The organism is Acidovorax sp. 56 (assembly GCF_002749705.1).
Lineage (GTDB): Bacteria > Pseudomonadota > Gammaproteobacteria > Burkholderiales > Burkholderiaceae_C > Acidovorax.
In genome coordinates this window covers 291,944-308,439 of the sequence record NZ_PEEV01000001.1, presented here as the reverse complement: position 1 = coordinate 308,439, position 16,496 = coordinate 291,944, and the positions used below count along the sequence as shown (strand labels likewise).

General features: G+C 65.9%; 14 protein-coding genes. 11 read left to right on the top strand and 3 right to left on the bottom strand.

Annotation, left to right across the window (positions count from 1 at the left end; all coding sequences use genetic code 11):
- The first annotated feature begins 174 nt into the window (after positions 1-174).
- The 5 genes from CLU88_RS01290 (at position 175) to CLU88_RS01270 (ending at position 6,135) form a co-directional block, all read left to right on the top strand.
- Positions 175-1,002: a proteasome-type protease gene (locus tag CLU88_RS01290; RefSeq protein WP_099655047.1), complete on the top strand. Its 828-nt coding sequence runs from the start codon at positions 175-177 to the stop codon at positions 1,000-1,002.
- A 26-nt stretch (positions 1,003-1,028) separates the two neighbouring features.
- The gene (locus CLU88_RS01285) at positions 1,029-1,883 is read left to right on the top strand and encodes an alpha/beta fold hydrolase (protein ID WP_099655046.1); all 855 of its coding nucleotides are present in this window, start codon (positions 1,029-1,031) and stop codon (positions 1,881-1,883) included.
- A 144-nt stretch (positions 1,884-2,027) separates the two neighbouring features.
- On the top strand, positions 2,028-2,843 hold the full coding sequence (locus CLU88_RS01280; protein ID WP_099655045.1) for a carotenoid biosynthesis protein: 816 nt from the start codon (positions 2,028-2,030) through the stop codon (positions 2,841-2,843).
- Complete coding sequence (locus CLU88_RS01275) at positions 2,840-4,276, top strand: oxygenase MpaB family protein (RefSeq protein ID WP_099655044.1); 1,437 nt, start codon at positions 2,840-2,842, stop codon at positions 4,274-4,276. Before CLU88_RS01280 ends, CLU88_RS01275 begins: the two co-directional genes overlap by 4 nt.
- A 74-nt stretch (positions 4,277-4,350) precedes the next feature.
- A complete protein-coding gene (locus CLU88_RS01270) occupies positions 4,351-6,135 on the top strand; it encodes a diguanylate cyclase (RefSeq protein ID WP_099655043.1) in 1,785 nt (594 codons plus the stop codon).
- Positions 6,136-6,255: 120 nt separating this feature from the next.
- On the opposite strand, the gene CLU88_RS01265 is transcribed toward CLU88_RS01270, so the two are convergent.
- The gene (locus tag CLU88_RS01265) at positions 6,256-7,191 is read right to left on the bottom strand and encodes a MipA/OmpV family protein (protein ID WP_099658552.1); all 936 of its coding nucleotides are present in this window, start codon (positions 7,189-7,191) and stop codon (positions 6,256-6,258) included.
- Positions 7,179-8,003: an undecaprenyl-diphosphate phosphatase gene (locus tag CLU88_RS01260; RefSeq protein ID WP_099658551.1), complete on the bottom strand. Its 825-nt coding sequence runs from the start codon at positions 8,001-8,003 to the stop codon at positions 7,179-7,181. The genes CLU88_RS01265 and CLU88_RS01260 overlap by 13 nt, the downstream gene beginning before the upstream one ends.
- 259 nt (positions 8,004-8,262) lie before the next feature.
- On the opposite strand from CLU88_RS01260, the gene CLU88_RS01255 reads away from it, so the two are divergent.
- The 6 genes from CLU88_RS01255 (at position 8,263) to CLU88_RS01230 (ending at position 14,911) form a co-directional block, all read left to right on the top strand.
- Positions 8,263-8,685, top strand: coding sequence for a DUF2306 domain-containing protein (locus tag CLU88_RS01255; RefSeq protein ID WP_099655042.1), 423 nt, complete (start codon positions 8,263-8,265; stop codon positions 8,683-8,685).
- 97 nt (positions 8,686-8,782) lie between these two features.
- Positions 8,783-9,109 carry a 2TM domain-containing protein gene (locus CLU88_RS01250; RefSeq protein ID WP_099655041.1) on the top strand — a complete coding sequence of 109 codons (327 nt, stop codon included), beginning with the start codon at positions 8,783-8,785 and terminating at the stop codon, positions 9,107-9,109.
- 70 nt (positions 9,110-9,179) lie between these two features.
- Complete coding sequence (locus tag CLU88_RS01245; protein WP_233205336.1) at positions 9,180-10,358, top strand: sensor histidine kinase; 1,179 nt, start codon at positions 9,180-9,182, stop codon at positions 10,356-10,358.
- Entirely contained in the window at positions 10,355-11,293 is a 939-nt protein-coding gene (locus CLU88_RS01240; protein ID WP_099655039.1) for a LytTR family DNA-binding domain-containing protein, read from the top strand. Before CLU88_RS01245 ends, CLU88_RS01240 begins: the two co-directional genes overlap by 4 nt.
- Before the next feature lie 148 nt (positions 11,294-11,441).
- Positions 11,442-12,710, top strand: a complete 1,269-nt coding sequence (locus CLU88_RS01235) for a putative Na+/H+ antiporter (RefSeq protein ID WP_099655038.1) — start codon at positions 11,442-11,444, stop codon at positions 12,708-12,710.
- 194 nt (positions 12,711-12,904) lie between these two features.
- A complete protein-coding gene (locus CLU88_RS01230) occupies positions 12,905-14,911 on the top strand; it encodes a diguanylate cyclase domain-containing protein (protein ID WP_099655037.1) in 2,007 nt (668 codons plus the stop codon).
- Positions 14,912-14,975: 64 nt separating this feature from the next.
- Here the strand turns inward: CLU88_RS01230 and CLU88_RS01225 are convergent, their stop codons facing one another.
- Complete coding sequence (locus CLU88_RS01225; RefSeq protein ID WP_099655036.1) at positions 14,976-16,466, bottom strand: efflux transporter outer membrane subunit; 1,491 nt, start codon at positions 16,464-16,466, stop codon at positions 14,976-14,978.
- Between the last annotated feature and the right edge of the window lie 30 nt (positions 16,467-16,496).

The following is a 16,496-nucleotide window of genomic DNA, read 5'->3' as shown; positions in this document are numbered from 1 at the left end:
GTAGCTAACCAGGTAAAAATGGCCTCCAGCGCTTGTCCACCAAGCGTTGGTTGCTATCAATACAGGACACCAGCTACGGCACACGCAATTACTGGCCCGCACTCTGCCCAAGGGTGCCTTCCCACGCCGGACTAAACTCACGGGTTCCTCTCTTACAACGACCCCACTTCTTCCATGACGTATTGCGTCGCCATCAAACTCAATGCCGGGCTGGTGTTCCTGTCCGACTCCCGCACCAATGCGGGCCTGGACCAGATCAGCTCCTTTCGCAAGATGATGATCTACGAGAAGACGGGTGACCGGTTCATGGTGCTGCTGTCGGCGGGTAACCTGAGCATCTCGCAGTCGGTGCGCGAAATTCTGCAAACCACACAGATCAAGGACCGCGACGACGCCGAAGGCATCACCATCTGGAACGCCAAGAGCATGTTCGACGCCGCCCGCGTGCTGGGCGCCGCCGTGCGCCATGTGCATGACCGCGATGGCGCAGCCCTCAAGCGCTCGGGCGTCGATTTCAACGTATCGCTGGTGTTTGGCGGCCAGATCAAGGGCGAGGGAATGCGCCTGTTCCAGGTCTACTCCGCAGGCAACTTCATCGAAGCGACTTCGGAGACGCCCTACTTCCAGGTGGGCGAATCGAAATACGGCAAGCCCGTGCTCGACCGCGTGCTCACACCCGACACCCCGCTGGACGAGGCCGCCAAGTGCGCTCTGGTGTCCATGGACAGCACGCTCAAATCCAACCTCTCGGTGGGCCTGCCGCTGGACTTGGTGGTGTACGAGGCCGATCGCTTCGCCACCGACAAGGTGGTGTGCATTGACGAGAACAACCCCTACTTCCGCATGCTGCACAACAGCTGGGGCCAAAAGCTGCGCGAGGTGTTCGACAGCATTGAAGACCCGGCCTGGAACGGCGGCAGCACCCAGGCGCCCATCCTGACCAACACCACGCGCGCCAAGCCGCTGCGCAAAATCACCACACCGCAGGACAAGCTGATCTGAGAACCTGCGCTGAGCCCAGCCCCACCATGCCACGCACACCCACCCAGCCTCCGCTGCCCATCGTTTTCTCGCACGCCAACAGCTTTCCAGCCGGCACCTACCGGCTGCTGTTCAAGCACCTGCGCGAGCGGAACATGGACGTGAGCGCCGTGGAGCGCTTTGGCCACGAGCCGCAGTACCCGGTCAGCAACAACTGGCCCCACCTGGTCCAGCAGCTGGCCGACTTTGCCCAGACGCAGGTGCAGCGCATTGGGGGGCCGGTGTACCTGGTGGGGCATTCACTGGGCGGCTTTTTGAGCGTGATGGCCGCCGCCCGCCACCCCACTCTGGTGCGCGGCGTGGTGCTGATCGACTCGCCCCTGATTGGCGGCTGGCGCGCCAATGCGCTGGGTGTGGCCAAAAGCACGCAGGTGGTGGGCTCCATCTCGCCCGGCAAGGTGAGCAGCCGCCGCCGTGAAAGCTGGGCCAGCAACGAAGAGGCGCTGGAGCACTTTCGCAAAAAGAAGGCCTTTGCCCAATGGCACCCCGAGGTGCTGCAGGACTACATTGCGCACGGCCTGCAAGACCACGCGGGCAAGCGCGTGCTGGGGTTTGACCGGGCGGTGGAGACCGCCATCTACAACACCCTGCCCCACAACCTGGGCCGCCTGCTGAGCAGCTACCCGCTGCAGTGCCCCGCCGCATTCATCGGCGGGCGCGACTCGGAAGAAATGCGCCAGGTGGGCATGGCCATGACCCAGCGCGTGACCCAGGGCCGCACCATGATGCTGGACGGCAGCCACCTCTTTCCCATGGAACAGCCCCTGGCCACGGCCGCTGCCATCGAGGCATCGGTGCTGAACCTGCAAGCCGTGGGCGCCGCCGCACACCCGCAGCGCTGATCACGGCGCCGGTCGGCGGGCGGGGCAACACCGCCGTATCGTTACCGATTTGTGAAATACCCAAACCCGGTTGCACAAAAAACGTGAGGGGTTTTGGCTGGCTTTCCCCTACACTGCTCAATTGTTACAGTGTGATACACAGCCATGCCAATCTCCGCTGCGCGTCTTTCTGCGTTGGTTTACCTGCTCTTTGCCGGCTTTTTGGTAGCCACGGCCGTGGGCAGCCACAACAGCACCACGGTGGCCATCATGGTGGCTTCGGTGCTGATGTTTGCCAGTTGCTGGGCCAGCGCTATCCACCTGCTGGGCGGCAAGGCGGCGTTGCGCTTTGTGCTGATCGCTGTGTGCCTGGGCTGGTTTGCCGAGCAGATGGGAGCCTCGCGCGGCTGGTTTTTTGGCAGCTACCACTACACCCAGGTGCTGGGGCTGCAGCTGGGCGATGTGCCCGTGGTCATTCCGCTGATGTGGTTTTCGCTCACCTACGCGGGCTACGTCATCGCCAACCTGATCGTCTGGCAAACCCCGGTCTACCGCGCCCCCAGCCTAGGCCAGGCAGGGCTGATGTCCCTCATCGCCGCCCTGGTGGTCACGGCGTTTGACCTGGGCGCAGACCCCTACCTGATCCGCGTGGTGGGCGCCTGGACGATGGAAAAAACCGACGGCCACTGGTTTGGCGAGACGCTGCAGGGCTTTGTGGGCTGGGTGTTCGTGAGTTTTTGCATCGTCAGCGCATTCCGCCTGGCCACCCGGCACGTTCCGCTGGTGCCCACCAGTGGGTTCAAGCGCCGCGATGCGCTGGTGCCCCTGGCCATCTACGGCACCGGCATGGTGTTCCAGATGGCGCTGGGCGACCCGCCAGAGACCCGCGCCATCGCCCCCTTTGCCATGGGCATCCCGCTGCTGTGCGCACTGGCAGGCCTGCAACGCTGGACACCCGCCCACCAAGGAGCCCCCGCATGAACCCGCGCCTGCGCGCCGCCAACGAGGCCGAGCTGAACGCCATGCAGTTGGACACCGACCCACTGGCCGACGACACCATCGCCCGCATTCTGGGCCCCTGGCCCGCAGGCATGCCCGCCCCCGATGCCAGCCAGTGGCAGGCCATTGGCACCGTCAACCGCTTGTTTGCGCAGTGGAGCAGCAACGCTGCGCTGCACCAATGGCGGCCCGAGGGGGAAGGCATTGCCCCCGCCCTGGCCCAGGCACTGCAAGACTATGTGGCTGCAGGCCAGGTGCTGCCGAGCTGGGCAGACCACCGCAAGATCGAGCGGGCCGAGCAACTGTTCATGGAGCATGGCGCGCTGTCGTGCATCTTGCTGTTCTGCGCCAGCCTGCCCGAGTGCTATGTGATCCCCGACCTCTCCAGCGTGCTGCACACCGCAGGCCAGCTGGAGCAGCACACCGAGCACCGCATCCGCTCCACCGCAGCGATGATTTTCCCGGTCATGCTGCACGGCGGGCTCACGCAGCCTGGGGGCACGGGCATTGCCCAGGTGCTCAAGGTGCGGCTGATCCACGCCACCATCCGCAACCTGATTTTGCGGGGCAACCCGCAGGACGCCCGCCACCGCATTCGCGGCGATGGCCTGCTGCCCGCGCTGCCGCTGGCAGCAGCCGCCCCACCCACCATGCACCAGGCGCTGTATGCCCGGGGCTGGAACCTGCTGGAGCAAGGCGCCCCCTGCAACCAGGAAGAGCTGGCCTACACCCTGCTCACCTTTGGCTACGTGTTCTTGCGCAGCATGCGCCGCCTGGGCATTGGCCTGCCCCCGGCCGATGAAGAGGCCTACCTGCACGCCTGGAACGTGGTGGGCCATGTGCTGGGCATCGACTCGGCCCTGATGGTGCACAACATGCACCAGGGCGAATCGCTGATGGAGCAAATGCAGACGCGCGGCCGCGCACGCCCGGTGGCACCAGACCCCCGCCCTGCCCTGGGCACGGCGTTGATGCAAACCATGGCCCACGCCATCCCCTGGAAGCTGGCCAAGCCCTTCCCTCCGCTGATGACCCGCTACCTGTGCGGCCCCCAGACGGCGCAAGACCTCGCTCTGCAGCAGCAGCCTGTGCCCTGGCTCTCGCGCGCCGTGTTCTGGGGCGTGCTGATGACCGCCCGCGTGATCGATGCCACCGTGCGCGTGGTGTTGCCGGAGTTCTCTATCGTGCGGGCGCTGACGCGGGTGCTGGGCTACCACTTCATGAGCCGCGTGCTCATGGGCCAGACGCGCCCCCTGCAGTTGCCCGACCAGTTGCTCGGCCAGATGGACGACGCCATGGCCCGCTGGAGCGATGACCCCCGCGCCCCGGGCTGGCTCAATCGGCTCGAAGACCGCCTGACCACCCCTGGGTGCTGGAAGCTGGGCCGCAGGACCGTATCCCCGGCCAATGCCTGACACAAGAGCCCGCAAAGCCGCTCGCTTTCTATACTGTGCGCGTGAAAGCCCCCTCTGCGCTCCTCACTCGGCCGATGGCCTGGCGCCGCAGCACGCCTCCCGCCCCCTGGGGGCCGTGGTGCGTTGCCAGCGCGTGGCTGCTGGTCGTATGGCTGGGGTGGCTGGGCATGGGCACCGCCCATGCAGCCCAGCCCCTGGAGCTGCACGATGCCCAAGGCAGCGTTGAAGCCTGGCCCGCAGTGAGGCTGCTGATAGACCCGACAGGTGGCCAAAGCGCCGAGACCGTGCTGCAACAGCGCGACCAATTCAACAGCCCCAACAAGAGCGCCACACTGGGCGTGCGCAGCGATGCGGTGTGGCTGCTGATTCCCATGCAGGTTGATCCGGCGTCGGAGGGACGCTGGATTCTGGACATCAACCACCCAGACCTCAACCGCATTGACGTGTTGCTGCTGCAGGACGGCCAGGTGCTCCAGCGCAGCGTGCTGGGCACCGACATCCCGCGCGCCGAGCGCCCCCTGCAAGGCCGCACCCCCGCGCAAAGCCTGCACCTGCAACCAGGCCAGCGCTACGAGTTGCTGCTGCGGGTGCAAACGCGCGGCGCCATGATCCTGCCCATCACCCTCAACACACCATCGGCCATGCTCAGCCGCACCGTGAATGAGCAAATGCTGCAAGGCGTGCTGACGGGCCTGGCGGTGTGCCTGATTTTTTACAGCCTGGCCCAATGGTTCAGCCTGCGCGAGCCCTTGTTCATCCAATACGCCTTGCTCACCACCGGCAGCCTGCTGTACTCGCTGCATTTTTTTGGGGTGGGGCAACAGTACCTGTGGGGCCACAGCCCGTGGCTGACCGGCCACGCCGTGGGACTGGCATCGCTCATGGCCATCACCGGCAGCTTCTTGTTCATGAGCCAGGCATTGGCGGGGCATAACCCACAGAGCCGCTTTTTGCGCACCATGCGCTGCGGCGCCGTCTTCACGGTGGCATTGGCGGTGGTGTATGCGCTGGACTTCATCACGCTCAAGGGCTTGTCCATCATCGTGAGCGTGATGGGGCCACTGCCCGCGATGATGAGCATCCCCGGCGCATGGCGCCGCGCCCGCAGTGGCGACAGCGTGGGCACCACGCTGCTGGTGGCGTGGTTCATCTACGGGCTGGGCTCGGCCGCCATCATCGGTGTGATCAATGGCGGCATCCCCGTCAACTTCTGGAGCCTGCACTCCTTCCAGATCTCGGCCACCATCGACATGCTGCTGTTCATGCGGGTACTGGGCCTGCGCACCAAGGCATTGCATACCAAGGCCCTGCACTTCAGCCAAGAGCTGGACGCCATGCACTCGCTGGCCCACACCGACCCCCTCACGGGCTTGCCCAACCGGCGCGGGCTGCAGATTGCCCTGTCATCGGCCTTGTCGCGCGTGGGGCCGGAGAGCCTGCTGGCCGTCTACATGATGGACCTGGACGGCTTCAAACCCGTGAACGACCAACACGGCCACGATGTGGGCGACGAACTGCTGGTGGCCGTGACCAAGCGGCTGCAAGGCCACCTGCGCCAGACCGACGTGATCGCCCGCCTGGGCGGCGATGAATTTGTGGTGATGACCGGCCAGCTGCAAAACCCGGTGCAGGCGCACGACCTGGGCCTGAAGCTGCTGGACGCCTTCCACGCGCCGTTTTCGCTGGGGAGCATCCAGGTTCAGGTCGGCCTGACCATTGGCTACGCCATTGCCCCCAACGACAGCCAGGACGCCGCGGGGCTGCTCAAGCTGGCAGACGCCGCCATGTACAGCGGCAAGCAAGGTGGCAAGTTCTGCGTGCGGCGCAACACCGGAGATTTGGCGCTGTCATCGGTTTGAGGGCTGGCCTCCGCTCACCAAACTCAGCGCAGCGGTTGTGCCTAGGCGCTGCGTCGCAGGCAGTGCGAGCAATGCGACGAGACGCAGTAAAAACTGCCAGAAGGGTTTTGTGAACCGCTCTTACCGGCAGCAGCGATAGGCCAGCCCCACCGATGCCGAATACCCCACCGGCTGCACCGTGAGCGGGCTGCGCCGCGCATCCCCCTGCAACTGCGACACCCGCACGCCGCCCAGCGCAACCCAGTGGCGGCTCAGGGCCACCATCACGTCCACACCCGCATCCACGCTGTACAGACCCGCGTGGGGGTCAAACGCAGGCAGCGGGCTGGTAGAGCCCGCCGCAGAGGTTGGCACCCCAAAGTGGCTGCGCAGGTATTGCCGGTCGGCAAAGCTGGCCCCCACGCCGAACGACACGCGGGTTTGCTCGGAATAGGGAAAGCTGTACCCCAGGTTGGTCGACAGCAGCATGCCGCCATCGCGCCCCAAAATATCTTGCGACACCCCGGCTCCCACCGACCAGCGCGGGGTGAGCGCATAGCCCGCGCTCAGGCGCGCACGCAGGGTGGAGCGCACCTCGGGCAAGCCACGGCGCATGGGCGAATCCGATCCATCGTCCCCCTGGTCAATGCGCAGCGATGCGTTCAGGGCAAAGCGGTCGCTTTGGGCCAGCGTGGCACTGGCGCCTGAATCAGACCACCCCGCCAGCCCGTGCCCCATGAGGGCGCTGCCACGCGAGGTGCTCAGGCGAAACCGCCCGTATTCCAGCGCCCAAGCCGGGCGCAGGCTGTAAGAGCGGCCCGCGCCCCCGGCATAGTCGGGGCTGGAGCCTACGATGCCCCCCAGGACATAGTTCAACGTGGGCTTGGAAGCAGCAGACGCCGGAGCGGGCGCGGCCTCTTGGGGGGCCGTGGTTGTCACAGTTGCCGAACTTGCCGCGCCGGGCACCTCAGCGGCAGCGCCCGCCGCCTGAGCCAGCGCCGCCGCACTCGCACCGCAGCACACCCAGGCCAGCACTGACCTCAGGCGGGGGCGCAGGTGATGGCTCACTCGGCCCATTGCACCCACCCCAGCCACGCGGTGGCCAGCACCACCACGCCAAACACAATGCGGTAGTAGGCAAACGCCACAAAGCTGTGCGTGCTGATGTAGCGCAGCAGCCAGCGCACACACAGCCAGGCGCTGATGAACGAGAAGACTAGGCCGGTCAGGAACATCGGCGCATCGGCCAGCGACAGCAGCGCACGCTCCTTGTACAGGCTGTACACGCCCGCGCCAATCAGCGTGGGGATGGCTAAAAAGAACGAGAAGTCCGTCGCCGCCTTGCGCGACAGCCCCAGCAGCATGCCGCCAATGATGGTGGAGCCGCTGCGGCTGGTGCCCGGCACCATGGCCAGGCACTGCACCAGGCCCACCTTCAGGGCGTCCAGCGGGGTCATGTCGTCCACCGCCTCAATGCGCGTGGCCACGGGCGCACGGCGCTCTGCCCACAGGATGATGAAGCCGCCCACGATGAACGTGGTGGCCACCACCACAGGCGTAAACAGGTGCGCCTTGATGGCCTTGCCAAACAGCAGCCCCAGCACCACGGCAGGCAAAAAGCCGATGAACACATTGAGCGCAAACCGCTGCGCCTGCCGCTCGGTGGGCAGCGCCACCAGCGTGGCGCGGATTTTTTGCCAATACACCAGGATCACGGCAAAGATGGCGCCGGTCTGGATAGCGATGTCAAACACCTTGGCCTTGGCGTCGTCAAAACCGAGCAGCGAGCCCGCAAGAATCAGGTGGCCGGTGGACGAGATGGGGAGAAACTCGGTCAACCCCTCTACCACCCCCATGACGGCGGCCTTGGCCAGCAAAACGATATCCACGCGCAATTCCTTCAGGCCCCACGGGCCAGCTAAAGCGCAAATTATCGTCTGACCCAACGGGGCCTGTTGCCGCACCTCGCACGGCACCGCAAGCATTTCGCGCCGCCCAACCGCACTTTGCGCCGCCCCTGCGCACTTCGTCGCAAAGCCCTGGCCCCTACCCGATGCGCCCGGCACAGTCACGCCATCCCAAGACGCTCTGCCCACAGCAAACAACCAACGCCCACCGCACTGCAGCGACACCCGCGAGACACCAGCCATGACCACGCTCTCCACCCTGCCTCCCGCCGTTGCCATCCACCTCACCGCCGCCGTGCTGGCAACCGCACTGGGCCCCGTGGCCCTGTGGGCCCGCCGCAGCCGGGCACAGCGCCCACGCCTGCACCGCGCTGCAGGCTATGCCTGGGTCACGCTCATGGTGCTCACCGCGCTGTCGGCCCTGTTCATCAGCGGCAGCCGGGGGCCGCGCCTGGCGGGCTTTGGCCCCATCCACCTGCTGGTGCCCTTTGCACTGGGGATGATCGTGCTGTCGTTCCGCTACCTGCTGCAGGGCAACCTCAGCGGCCACCGGCGCACCATGCAGGGCGTGTACATCGGAGGCTGCGTGGTGGCGGGGTCGTTCACCCTGCAGCCGCAGCGCCTGCTGGGCCAATGGCTGTGGGGCAGCCTGGGGCTGATCTAACCCCAAACCGCCCGATTCCCTCTCACGCTGTTTCCGCTTCCGCTTCCGCTTCCGTTTCCGTTTTCTTTCACCTTTCATCGTCCACCAAGGAGCCACCATGCATCCCTCAGAACCACTGCACGCATCGCACCCCGCCAACCATGCTGAGCCAACCGACGCGCTGGACCGCCTCGCCCGCAAGCGCGCGGGCGCCAAGCTCGGCTGGTACCTGCACGCCACCCTCTACGTGCTCGTCAATGTGGTGCTGGCCCTGCTGTCATCGGCCCACGGCAAGCACTGGGCCATCTTCCCGGCCATGGGCTGGGCCATCGGGTTGGCGGCGCATGGCCTGGCGGTGTTTGTGCTGGGCAGCGGCAGCAGCCTGCGCGAGCGCATGGTGCACACCGAGCGAGAACGCCTGAAGGCAACGCACCGCCCCCGCTGAGAGCGACAACGCTGGGCGCATTTCGGCGCCCGGCTACAGTGGCCAACGTGGCTCCTAGAATCACCCCACCATGCCCATGCCGCAGCCCAACCCGCCCCCCACACCGCATCGGCCACCCGCCCACACACTGGCGCCAGAGGCTGCCACAGGCGGGGCCGCGCTGGCTGTGGGCGTGGTGCGCCACGCCCTCATCGTGGCCACCTTTTGCTGCAGCATTGCACTGGCGCTGACGCTGGGCGGCAAGGGGCCATGGGACCAGAACCTTGTGTACTCCCTGGCCATCGGCATGGTGTCCTGGGCTGTCATCGAGGCCGGTCGCATCACGCTGGCACGCCATGAGGCAGGCATGTGGCCCCGGGGCTGGCGGGGCATTGCCCTGGTGGCCGCAGGCACGGTCACCGGCTTTGGCGCGGGCACCGCGCTGGGCGATCTGTGGTGCCAGTGCTCCACCTGGGCACGCTGGCAGGCCACCCCCGGTGCGCTGGCCACAGTGTTGGTCATCACCACGCTGGCCACGGTGGCAGCATCGTTCTTCTTCTACAGCCGGGGCACGGCCCGCGCCCTGCAGGCACGCATCGCGCTGACAGAGCGCGACGCCGCCGAGGCCCGCTTGAAGCTGCTCGAAACCCAGCTAGAGCCGCACATGCTCTTCAACACCCTGGCCAACCTGCGCGTGCTGATTGCACTAGACCCCGCGCGCGCCCAGGCCATGCTGGACCACCTGATTGCCTACCTGCGCGCCACCTTGACCGCATCGCGCGCCACCCATCACCCCCTGGCCGACGAGTTTGACCGCCTGCGCGACTACCTGGAGCTGATGGCCGTGCGCATGGGTCCGCGCCTGCACTACACGCTGGATTTGCCCGAGGCCCTGCGCCAGGTGCCCGTGCCCCCGCTGCTGCTGCAGCCGCTGGTAGAAAACGCCATCCGCCATGGGCTGGAGCCGCAGGTCGCGGGTGGGCACATCAGCGTGCGGGCCAGCGTGCAGCCCAGTGCCCCTTCCACACCGTCAGCACCAGCCACGCAATACCTGGTGCTGGAGGTGACCGACACCGGCGTGGGCCTGGGCCATAGCGCCCACCCCACGCCCGGCACCGCCCCCACCGCCAGCACCCACTTTGGCCTGGCCCAGGTGCGCGAGCGGCTGGCCACCCTGCATGGCAATGCAGGCACTCTTGATTTGATAGCTGCCAGCGCTGGTGGTACCAGCGCTAGCGTGCGTTTTCCTTTAAAAATCCAGCACCCATGACACCCGCAGCCCCGCGCGCCCTCATCGCCGAAGACGAGCCCCTGTTGGCCGCCGCGCTACAGCACGAGCTGCGCACCGCCTGGCCCGAACTGCAGATTGCCGCCACCGTGGGCGACGGCCTCTCGGCCGTGCAGCAAGCGCTGGCGCTGCAGCCCGATGTGCTGTTCTTCGACATTCGCATGCCCGGCCAGACGGGGCTGGACGCTGCCGTGGCGCTGGCCGACGCCTGGCCCGCCCACCGGCCTTTTCCGGCGCTGGTGTTTGTCACCGCCTACGACCAGTACGCCGTGCAGGCCTTTGAGGCCCAGGCCGTGGACTACCTGCTCAAGCCCGTGCAAAGCGCCCGGCTGCAAAAAACAGTGCAAAAACTGCGTCTAGCGCTGATTCATAAAGCGCAAGCAGCTACAAATTCAATAGCAAACCAAAGCACTGCGGCCCTGGCCCCAGCACACACTGAGGCGCAGGCGCACGCGCTGGAGCCCAGCCTGCAACGCACCGTAGACCAGTTGCGCCAACTGCTGGCCCAGCCAGGCCTGTGGCCCGGGGCAACATCCAGCGCAACCAGCGCCCCCCTCGCCCCCACGCCACTGGCAGCGCAGCAGCAGGCCCCGCGCCTCACCGTCATCCAGGCGAGCCACGGCAGCCAGATCCACATGGTGCCCGTGGGCGACGTGCTGTACTTTGAGGCGGCAGACAAGTACGTGCGCGTGCTCACGGCCGGTGCCGAATACCTCATCCGCACCCCTCTCAAAGAGCTGTCGGACCAGCTCGACCCGCAGGAATTCTGGCAAGTGCACCGCAGCACCCTGGTGCGTGCCAGCGCCATCGCCACCGTGGTTCGCGACAAATCCGGCAAGCTGCACCTGAACCTGCGCGGGCGCCCCGAGCGCCTGGCCGTGAGCCGCCTCTACGCCCACCTGTTCAAGGCGATGTAGCAGCGACCGTACGCCAGGGGCGCACTTCTCCTACGCAGTTGCGCAAGGGCCAGCCGTTAAAATACGCGTTGGGTGTCTGCGCAAATCGGCGCAACAGGTACAGCGATGGTCGGGCCGCCTCGCGGCTTTTCTACGACTGCTTGCCTGCATGAACACCCCTCTCATCCAATGGATCGCCGCCGCCCTGTTTGGCCTGGCGCTGCTGCACACCTTCTCCGTCAAATGCTTCGAGCGGCTATCGCACCGCTACCGGCGCCACGCCGGGCTGTTTCACCTGCTCGGTGAGGTCGAGGTGGTCTTCGGCTTCTGGGCCATGGTGCTCATCGTGGCCATGGCTCTGGCCGCAGGCGGCCCGCAGGCCCTGCAGTACGCCGAATCGCGCAACTACACCGAGCCCCTGTTCGTCTTCGTCGTCATGGTCATCGCCGCATCGCGCCCCGTGCTGCGCACCGTGATGGCGGCCGTGGACACCCTGGCGCGCGTCACGCCGCTGCCCACCCCGCTCGTCACCGCCTGGCTGGGCCTGGCCGCCGTGCCGCTGCTCGGCTCGCTCATCACCGAGCCCGCCGCCATGACGATTGCCGCCCTCATGCTGGCCCCGCAAATCTTCCGCCCCGCCATGCCCGAGCGGCTTAAGTACCTGGCGCTGGGCGTGCTGTTCGTCAACGTGTCCATCGGCGGCACGCTCACCTCGTATGCCGCGCCACCCGTGCTGATGGTGGCCGCCACCTGGGGCTGGGACAGCGCCTTCATGCTCACCACCTTTGGCTGGAAGGCCGCCGTGGCCGTGCTGGTCAACGCCACCGCGTGCGCCCTGGTGCTGCGCCGCCACCTGCCCACCGCCGCCGCCCTGCAGGCCGGGCAAGAGGCCGCAGACCAACGCCCCGTGCCCGCATCCGTCGCCGCCGTGCACATCGCCCTGCTGGCAGGCGTGGTGCTGTTTGCGCACCACCCGGTCGTGTTCCTGGGGCTGTTCCTGATGTTCCTGGGCTACACCCAGGCGTACGCACGCCACCAAAGCCCGCTCATCCTCAAAGAAGCACTGCTGGTGGGCTTCTTCCTGGCCGGACTGGTCGTGCTGGGCGGCATGCAGCAATGGTGGCTGCAGCCCATCGTCTCAGGCCTGGAGCCCCTGGCCCTGTTCGCGGGCGCTGTGGGCCTTACCGCCATCACCGACAACGCCGCCCTCACCTACCTGGGCTCGCTCATCGAAGGTATCTCACCCGCCGCCCAATACGCGCTGGTGGCCGGCGCCGTGGCAGGCGGTGGCCTCACCGTCATCGCCAACGCCCCCAACCCAGCCGGGGTCGCGCTGCTGAAAAACGGCTTTGCCGACCAGACGATTGGGGCAGGCGGGCTGCTGCTGGGGGCGCTGGGGCCTACAGCGGTGGCGGCTGGGGCATTTTTGGTGTTGTAACAAAAGGGATGGAGGCCCAGCAGAGCCGCTGAAGCAGACATCCGGGCGACGGGCACCGTTTCAGCAACAACAGACCTGCAAAAGATGCATCCCATCACAGGGAGATGGAGCGAGAGCGGTGATGAAGCGAGCGGCTTCATGTACAGGGTTGCACCCCCATTCATTGACAGGGGCGTGGGGTTAGTATTTGCGCCATGCAAATTGCTGTCCATCCAATCCGCCAGCGTTTGGCGTGGGTTCACACGCTCAAGTTCCAGATCGTCGCTATCGCCGTGACGGCCGCAGCGGCAGCTGCCATCATCACCGCCCATTTCGCATTCATCGCTACGGAAGCCAACATGCAGCAGTTGCTGGTGCAAGCCGAAAGCGACGATGCTGAACGCACAGCAATGCTGCTTGGTACCAAGGTTGACATGCTGCGTGACGCGCTGAAGGCGACCACACGGCAAACTCCGGTGGAGCTCTGGAGCACCCCCGGCGCAATGCGGGCACATCTGCAGGCAAACCCGGCTCTGGGCTCACTGTTTGAAGGCGTGATCGCGGCCAGGCCCAATGGCGAATTGCTGGGACGAATCTCCCAGGGGAAACTAGCAACCGATCTGCCCAATATCGGGGACCGAGCTTACTTTCAACAAGCACTGCTCACCGATCAGCCGGTCATCTCCGACCCGCTGACGGCCAAGCTCGTCCATACGCCAGTGGTAGTCATGGCAATTTCTGCCCGAGGGCCTGGTGGTGAAGTGCTGGGCGTTCTTGCAGGCGTGCTGACACTGAACTCGAACAACCTGTTTACCGATGGGATACGTGCAAATCGGGATGAGGGGTCACGCGTGCTCGTCATGAACCGCCAAGGCGTACTCATGGCGCACACAAACCAAGCACGCATTCTGGGCAACGCAGCCAACGAGCCCGAACTTGCCGACGCCTTTGAACAATGGCATGACTTGGGCAGCCCGATAGACACCGTCGGCAAAACCACCCAAAGCCAAGGACATCTGGTTGCAATGGCCGGTATTCCGGACACAGATTGGACGTTGACTCGCATTGTCCCTTTGTCCGAGGCACTTGCGCCCGTGGCGACCGCTCGCAAGACAGCCGGAACCTCAGCCGCATGGGTAGCGCTGGTCGTAGCGGCGCTTTCGGGGGCACTGGCGTGGCTCATTACGCGCCCCATTTCCCGGCTTCACGCACGCGCCAATTTGCTGTTAGCACAAGACGATTTGTCTGCAGATGAATGGCCCCGCGGTCATGGTGAGGTGGGGCAATTGGGGCAAGCATTCGCTCAAGTGATGGAGCTGCGACGCCAGAAGCAAGGGGAAACTGACGCACTTCTGTCCAAAATTGAAGCGGTGCTTGACCATGCAGATATCGGCATTGCGCTGACACGCGACGGTCGATTCGAGATGGTGAGTCGAGAGTTTTGCAACGTGCTTGGATTCCAACGAACCGACATCCTGGGCCAATTGGCCTCCATCATCTATCCCGACCAGCAAGCATATGACGCACTGTCTGCAAGGGCCCTGCCTGCCTTCATGCGCGACGGTGTGTTCAACGGAGAGGTGGAGCTGAAGCGCAGTGGTGGCGAAGTCTTTTGGGCACGACTGCGTGGAAGGGCTGTCACACCGGGAGATAGCTCCAAGGGCACCATATGGACCGTCGAGGACATCACCGCATCGCGAGCACACCGCGAGCGCCTTGTGTGGACGTCCAGCCACGACTCTTTGACGGGGCTGGTCAATCGCGCCGCGTTCGAAGAAATGCTGAAAGAGTCGACTTCGCAGGCGGCCGACAAGCCGCTCTGCGTCATGTTCATAGACCTGGATCGCTTCAAGCAGGTCAACGATACAGGGGGGCACTCAGCGGGGGACACGCTCCTGCGCGACATCGCGCACGCCCTGTCAGGGCAAGTACGCCAAACGGACACCGTGGCACGCCTGGGCGGCGATGAATTTGCCGTTTTGTTGCATGGGTGTCCTCTCCCACGGGCCACAGAGGTCGCAGAAAAGCTGCGAAGCGCCGTGGCCTCCTACCGCCTCCCCTGGGAAGGGCACTCTTTCAGCGTAGGAGCGAGCATCGGATTGGTGGTTGTCGATGCATCTTTCATAGACGCAGCGGCTGTCATGGTCGCTGCCGATTCAGCATGCTATGCAGCCAAGGCACAAGGTCGCAACGCTGTGGTGGTCTATTCTGCAAATACCTGAAGCTCGGTATCTGCACCGCCAGGCCCCGTGAAGTTCGGATTCACCTTTGGCCAATACGCGAAGGTCACCGCCCCTCCACCTCCCACCGCCCCGCCACGTTCTTCAGCAGCGTGTTCACCGCTGCCAGCCTGCGGCTGCGCACGTCAATCAAACTGCGCTGCGCCGATAGCACCGAGGCCTGGGCGGTGATGACATTGAGGTACCCCACGGTGCCCGCGCGGTACTGGTTGCTCACCACATCCAGCGCACGCTGGGCGGCGGCCAGGGCTTCGGTTTGCAGTTGCTGCTCTTGCGCCAGGGCGGTGGCGGCGGTCAGGTTGTCTTCCACTTCTTGCAGGGCCGTGAGCACCGTTTGGCGGTAGGTGGCGGCGGCTTGTTCGTTGGCGGCGCGGGCAGATTCCACTGCAGCCGTGCGGGCACCGCCATCGAACAGCGACAGTGCCAGCTGCGGCCCCAGCGACCAGAACAGGTTGGGGGCGTTGAACAGGTTGGACAGCTCCGAGCCCCGGTACCCCGCCGTGCCCGACAGCGTGAGCGCCGGGAAGAATGCGGCCTGGGCCACGCCGATTTGCGCGTTGGCGGCGGCCACACGGCGCTCGGCAGCGGCGATGTCGGGGCGGCGCTCCAGCAGTTGCGATGGCAACTGGGCGGGCACCACGGGGGGCTGTGGCAGCGTGCCCGTGGCGGGCAGGCTGAAGCTGGCGGGGGCCTGGCCCAGCAAAGCGGCCAGGGCGTGCTCTAGCTGGGTGCGGCTGCTTTCAGATTCGAGCAGTTGCACCTGGGTGGATTTGTATTGCGACTCGGCCTGCGCCACATCGGCCACCGAGGCCACGCCCGCTTGCTGGCGGTTGCGTGTCAGCTCCCAGCTGCGGTCATAGGCCTGCAGTGTTTCGCGCAGGATCTGTGCGTTGGCCTCTGCAGCGCGCAACGAAAAATAGGTTTGCGCCACGCTGGCCTGCACCGACAGGCGGGCGGCTGCCAGGTCGTCGGCACTGGCCTGGGCGCTGGCGCGGGCGGCGTCCACGGTGCCTGCGATGCGGCCCCACAGGTCCAGCTCCCAGCTGGCATTGAGGCCGATGGAATGGCTGGTGCTGATGCGGGCGGTGCTGCTGCCATCGGCCGCCTGGCTGCCGCTGCGCGCACGCGATGTGCTGGCGCTGGTTCCCAGCGTGGGGCCCTGGCTGGCGCGGCTGCTGGCCACGGCGGCCTGGGCGGCGCGCAGGCGGGCCAGCGACAAGGCAATGTTCTGGTTGCCGCTGGCGGCCTGCTCTTGCAGAGTGTTGAGTGTGGTGTCGCCATACAGCGTCCACCACGCGGCGGGCACTTCTGCGCCCTGCTGCCCAGCTTGCCCGGCTTGCGCGGGCTGCCAGATGCCGCCTGCGGTGGCGGCCAAGGCTTCCTTGTAGTGGGCGGGCACGGTTTGCGTGGGGCGCTCGTACCCCGGCTGGGTGCTGCAGGCGGCCAGCACGGCCAGCGCAGATACCGCCAGCAGCGTGGGCACGCAGCGCAGGGCGGCGGGTATTGCAGAGGAAGGCGGCCGGTTGGGTGGCGTCATAGAGGGTGTGCCGAATGGAATGGGGGTGGC

Bases quoted from the DNA above. Each gene is read 5' to 3' on its own strand.
- CLU88_RS01290 (WP_099655047.1), top strand. From the start codon at position 175: ATGACGTATTGCGTCGCCATCAAACTCAATGCCGGGCTGGTGTTCCTG.
- CLU88_RS01285 (WP_099655046.1), top strand. From the start codon at position 1,029: ATGCCACGCACACCCACCCAGCCTCCGCTGCCCATCGTTTTCTCGCAC.
- CLU88_RS01280 (WP_099655045.1), top strand. From the start codon at position 2,028: ATGCCAATCTCCGCTGCGCGTCTTTCTGCGTTGGTTTACCTGCTCTTT.
- CLU88_RS01275 (WP_099655044.1), top strand. From the start codon at position 2,840: ATGAACCCGCGCCTGCGCGCCGCCAACGAGGCCGAGCTGAACGCCATG.
- CLU88_RS01270 (WP_099655043.1), top strand. From the start codon at position 4,351: ATGGCCTGGCGCCGCAGCACGCCTCCCGCCCCCTGGGGGCCGTGGTGC.
- CLU88_RS01265 (WP_099658552.1), bottom strand. From the start codon at position 7,191: ATGGGCCGAGTGAGCCATCACCTGCGCCCCCGCCTGAGGTCAGTGCTG.
- CLU88_RS01255 (WP_099655042.1), top strand. From the start codon at position 8,263: ATGACCACGCTCTCCACCCTGCCTCCCGCCGTTGCCATCCACCTCACC.
- CLU88_RS01250 (WP_099655041.1), top strand. From the start codon at position 8,783: ATGCATCCCTCAGAACCACTGCACGCATCGCACCCCGCCAACCATGCT.
- CLU88_RS01245 (WP_233205336.1), top strand. From the start codon at position 9,180: ATGCCCATGCCGCAGCCCAACCCGCCCCCCACACCGCATCGGCCACCC.
- CLU88_RS01240 (WP_099655039.1), top strand. From the start codon at position 10,355: ATGACACCCGCAGCCCCGCGCGCCCTCATCGCCGAAGACGAGCCCCTG.
- CLU88_RS01235 (WP_099655038.1), top strand. From the start codon at position 11,442: ATGAACACCCCTCTCATCCAATGGATCGCCGCCGCCCTGTTTGGCCTG.
- CLU88_RS01230 (WP_099655037.1), top strand. From the start codon at position 12,905: ATGCAAATTGCTGTCCATCCAATCCGCCAGCGTTTGGCGTGGGTTCAC.
- CLU88_RS01225 (WP_099655036.1), bottom strand. From the start codon at position 16,466: ATGACGCCACCCAACCGGCCGCCTTCCTCTGCAATACCCGCCGCCCTG.